The sequence below is a fragment of the Pseudoxanthobacter sp. genome, from assembly GCF_036822375.1.
Taxonomy (GTDB): Bacteria; Pseudomonadota; Alphaproteobacteria; order Rhizobiales; family Segnochrobactraceae; genus Pseudoxanthobacter.
Genome location: NZ_DAISHT010000238.1, coordinates 1 through 4,766, shown reverse-complemented (window position 1 = coordinate 4,766; position 4,766 = coordinate 1). Strand labels below are relative to the sequence as shown.

Here is a 4,766-nt window from a genome sequence, read left to right as displayed (position 1 = left end):
CGGGCCGCGCGCGGCGGGGCCGCCCTGCGCGGCAATATAGCTGTACTGGTAGATCAGGCTGTCGTGGATGACGCACAGCACCGCGCCGCTGGCCTGCAGCACCGGCACGCGCGTGACAATGCGGTTGTTGCGGATCACGGCAATGATATCGCTCAGCGGCACATCGGCGGGCGACTTGGTGCCGAGCCGCAGCGCCTGAATGCTGCCGGCCGCGATCATGATCGAGGAAACCGGCGCCCGCGCCTGGCGGCCGGGATCGCCGGAGGCCTGCCCGACGGCGCGGATCGTATAGGCCGAGGCCGATTCCGCGTTCGCCCGGCCGAAATAGAACGCCATCAGCGTTCCCACCCAGGTGCCGGCGAGCGTCGTGACCGTCGTGAACACCACCTCCGGGCTGATCGGGGCGTCGCTGAAATTCACGTCCGCATCCGGCCATTTCGCGACGATGGCGGCCGCGATATAGGGCCCGAACAGCGCCGCGCTGAGCGCCAGCAGCACGACAAGGAACACCAGCGTGAAAGAGCCGCACAGCACCATCCGCCCCAGCCCGTCTCGGGTCGGGTCCAGAGCGTGGCCGCGGTCATAGTCGGGCGCGCCGCTCGGGGCGGGCGCAGGGGCGGTTTCCGGCACGGCGGGCGTCTCCATCGGCGCAACTCCCGAACAGGAAGGGTGCGACAACAATAACGCGCATCGCGCTCGGATTTTCAATCAAAACGTTTATCTCTGCCAGCAGAACAACCACAACGTCGCAAAAACAAACCGGCGCCCCCTCGCGGAGGCGCCGGTGCAGCAGGGCAGCCGTCGTCGCCGGGCCGGAGCGGCCGCGGCGGCAGGGCCGTCAGATCGTCTGGTTGTAGGCGCCCACTTCCGGGTTCTCGCGCAGCACGGTGTCGACGGCCCTGAACATTTCGTGCAGGCGGGCCTCGGAAACCGGGCTCTCCACCACCACCACCAGTTCCGGCTTGTTGGAGGAGGCGCGCACCAGACCCCAGGTGCCGTCATCGGTGACCACGCGCACGCCGTTCACCGTGATGAGATCGACGATATCATGGCCGCCGACCTTCGCGCCCTGCGCCTTCAGCGCCTCGAAGCGGGCAACGACCTTGTCGAGCACGCCATACTTCTCCTCGTCGGCGCAGTGCGGCGACATGGTGGGCGAACCCCAGGTCTTCGGCAGGGCGTTCTTCAGGTCCGCCATCGACTTCGACGGGCTGCGGTCGAGCATGTCGAGAATGGCGATGGCCGACACGAGACCGTCGTCATAGCCACGGCCGATCGGCTTGTTGAAGAAATAGTGGCCCGACTTCTCGAACCCGGCGATGGCGCCGATCTCGTTCACCCGGCGCTTCATGTAAGAGTGGCCGGTCTTCCAGTAATCGGCATGCACCTTGTTGCCGATCAGCACCGGGTCGGTGGCAAACAGGCCGGTGGACTTCACGTCCACCACGAAGGTGGCGCCGGGATGCAGCGCGGAGATATCGCGCGCCAGCATCACGCCGACCTTGTCGGCGAAGATCTCGTCGCCGGTGTTGTCGATCACGCCGCAGCGGTCGCCGTCGCCGTCGAAGCCGAAGCCGACATCGGCCCCGGTGCGCAGCACCTCGTCGCGGATGGCATGGAGCATCTCCATGTCTTCCGGGTTGGGGTTATAGCGCGGGAAGGTGTGGTCGAGTTCCACGTCGAGCGGCACCACGTCGACGCCCAGCGCCTCGATCACCTGCGGGGCGAAAGCGCCCGCGGTGCCGTTGCCGCACGCCACCACCGCCTTGATCTTGCGGGCGAGCTTCGGCCGCTCCGTCAGATCCTTGATGTAGATGGCGGGGAAGTTCTCGTGGAACACATAAGAGCCGCCGCCGGACAGGTCGAACTTCGCGCCGAGCACGATTTCCTTCAGGCGCGTCATTTCCACCGGGCCGAAGGTGAGCGGGCGATTACAGCCCATCTTCACACCGGTCCAGCCGTTCTCGTTATGCGAGGCGGTCACCATGGCCACCGCCGGCACGTCCAGCGCGAACTGAGCGAAATAGGCCATCGGCGTCACGGCGAGGCCGATATCGTGCACCTTCACGCCGGCCGCCATCAGGCCGCTGATCAGCGCCATCTTGATGGAGGCGGAATAGGCGCGGAAATCGTGGCCGGTCACGAGTTCCGGCTTCACGCCATATTCCTTGATGAGCGTGCCCAGGCCCATGCCCAGAGCCTGAATGCCCATCAGGTTGATTTCCTTGCCGAAAAGCCACCGCGCGTCATATTCGCGGAAGCCGGTCGGCTTCACCATCGGCTCGGACTCGTAGGCATAGGTGTTGGGCACCAGCGCCGGCTTCGGGATCGGAAACATCTTTGCACCTGTTAAAAAGGTCAAAACACCGACAGCAGGGCCGGGCAGAGGCCCCGCGCCCGCCTTTTATCGCATTATGGCAGTCCGGGCCCGTTCATCCCTTGATCTGACGCACGGCAGAGCCGTGGCGCCTTGTCGCTGCACGGGACCGGACGGCCGCAGAAAGGGATTATTTGGTCCCGAACATGCGGTCGCCCGCATCGCCGAGGCCCGGCACGATATAACCGTGGTCGTTCAGCCCCTCATCCACCGCAGCGGTGAAGATGGGCACGTCGGGATGGTGGCTGCGCAGGCGGTGGATTCCCTCCGGCGCCGCCAGCAGGCAGACGAACGTGAGATCGCCCGCCCCGCGCTCCTTCAGCCGGTCGACCGCGGCAACCGCCGAATTGGCCGTGGCCAGCATGGGGTCGAGCACGATGACGCGGCGGGTGGCGATGTCTTCCGGCGCCTTGAAATAATATTCCACCGCCGTCAGCGTCTTGGGGTCGCGGTAAAGGCCGACGTGGGCAACGCGGGCCGAGGGCACGAGGTCCAGCATACCCTCCAGCAGGCCGTTGCCGGCGCGCAGGATGGAGGCGAACACCAGCTTCTTGCCCGCCAGAACCGGGGCTTCCATGCTCTGGATCGGGGTTTCGATGGTGGTGCGTGTCAGTTCGAGATCGCGCGTGGCCTCGTAGCACAGCAGCATCGAAATCTCGCGCAGCAGGCGGCGGAACTCGACCGTCGGCGTGTCCTTGACGCGCATCAGCGTCAGCTTGTGCTGCACCAGCGGATGGTCGATGACGTGCACGCCCTCCTGCGCCCATCTGGCCGCAGCACTTTCGGTTGCCATTCCCGTCCCCGTTTTCGTCACTTCAGAAAGGCCGTCGCCCGACAGCCGCCTGCGCATTTAAGACCGTTCACGGGCCGTTGAAAACTGCCGGCCGGCGAGAAAACGGCCGCGATTCACCGCTGAGAACGCCGCACCGTTCAGAACACCGTGCCGTCGCTGACGATCTTCAGCGGCGGGCCGCCGCCGGGCCGCAGGCTGGCGGCAATGCGCCGACCGGCCGCCCATGTGCCGCCCTCCAGCACCGAGGCGAGCGGCAGGCTTTCGGCATCGCGCCCGAGGCGCGCCCTGACCACCTCCGCAACCCGGTCCAGCAGCGCCACCGTCAGCGACCGCCAGCCGACGATGAGCGGCTCGTCGACGCCATGCTCGCGCTGAAGGTCGGCCGGATCGGTCAGCCGGATCACGCCGGTATCGATGAACAGGCCGCCGTTGCGATATTCCGCCAGCCCCGTCAGCCCGTCGAGATCGGTCACGTCGAGGCCCGCCAGCATCAGCGGTTCGATCAGCGAATAGGACAGCCACTGCGACAGCTTGTGCAGCGGCACCAGCCCGGTGGTGGCGTCCTGCGTCACCAGCGCCGGGTGACGCCAGGTATCGCCCAGCGCCACGCCGCCGAGTTCCAGCCGCGAGGGCCAGATCGGCCCCAGCGCTTCCAGCACGGTTTCCAGAATGCGCGCGGCCGGCAGGCGGCCGCCCTCGGCGCGCGCAATGAGCGCATCCACGATGCCGCCGGGCCGCGGCGCGTCGGCAAGGGCGAAAATGTCCTCGCGCTCGGCCACCACGGTGCCGAGCGCCTGCATCAGCTCAAGCCGCCCGGCAAGGCCGGCAAGCGGATTGTCGGAGCGCACCTGAAAGGCCTCCGCCAGCGCCTCCTCGTCGAGATCCTCCAGCGCCTCCGCATCGACGCGGACGGGATCGAGAGGCTCGCCCGACAGCAGGCCGGACACGATCATGGCGAAGCTCGCCACCGCCAGCCCCTCCGACCGGGTGAAGACCTCCCCGGTTGCCGGCTCCAGAAAACGCCAGCCGGGCCCGGACCCGGCATCGAGCAGCACCGAGACGATGGCCATGTCGGCGGCGGCGCGCGCGGCCTCCACCGGGTCGGTCCAGCCGCGGGCATCCGCGATCATGCCCCAGCGGTCGTAACCGCCGGCGGCGAAATGGCGCCAGCGCGAGTGGAACGGCACCTCCAGATCGGGATAGGCGGCCTTCATCGTCTCGATCACGAGGCTTGCCGCCGCGTCCAGCCGCGACAGGTCGACGGCCAGCCCCGGCAGGCGGCCCTGCAGGGCCAGATCCAGCATGGCATGGGCGCGCGTGCGCACCGCGCTGGCCGAAAGCAGGGAGCGGGCGGCTTCGGATTCGGGAGCAGTCATGAAAGGCAGGCTTTCCCGGCCGCGGGGGGCGGCCGCATCAGGCGGGCTTCGGGTCGGGTGCCGGGCCGCCATGGCCCGGCACCCGGCACAGGTCGTCAGTCACGGTACCGTCAGTCACGGCGTCGTCGGTAACGGTCCCGTCGGTCACGGTGCCGTCAGTAGCGATCGAGCCCGCGGCCGATCACCGTGGAGGTATCGGCCGCGCCCTCCGGCGCATAAT

Annotated in this window: 4 protein-coding genes; all 4 read right to left on the bottom strand. The window is 67.7% G+C overall.

The window, feature by feature from the left end; translation table 11 throughout:
* A partial coding sequence (locus V7067_RS15535) for a hypothetical protein (RefSeq protein ID WP_334176812.1) occupies positions 1 to 645 on the bottom strand: 645 nt, incomplete at its 3' end.
* A gap of 193 nt (positions 646 to 838) precedes the next feature.
* The gene (locus V7067_RS15530) at positions 839 to 2,338 is read right to left on the bottom strand and encodes a phosphomannomutase/phosphoglucomutase (RefSeq protein ID WP_334176811.1); all 1,500 of its coding nucleotides are present in this window, start codon (positions 2,336 to 2,338) and stop codon (positions 839 to 841) included.
* 169 nt (positions 2,339 to 2,507) lie between these two features.
* On the bottom strand, positions 2,508 to 3,170 hold the full coding sequence (gene upp / locus V7067_RS15525; protein ID WP_334176810.1) for a uracil phosphoribosyltransferase: 663 nt from the start codon (positions 3,168 to 3,170) through the stop codon (positions 2,508 to 2,510).
* Between the two features lie 137 nt (positions 3,171 to 3,307).
* A complete protein-coding gene (locus tag V7067_RS15520) occupies positions 3,308 to 4,546 on the bottom strand; it encodes a DUF1688 family protein (RefSeq protein WP_334176809.1) in 1,239 nt (412 codons plus the stop codon).
* Between the last annotated feature and the right edge of the window lie 220 nt (positions 4,547 to 4,766).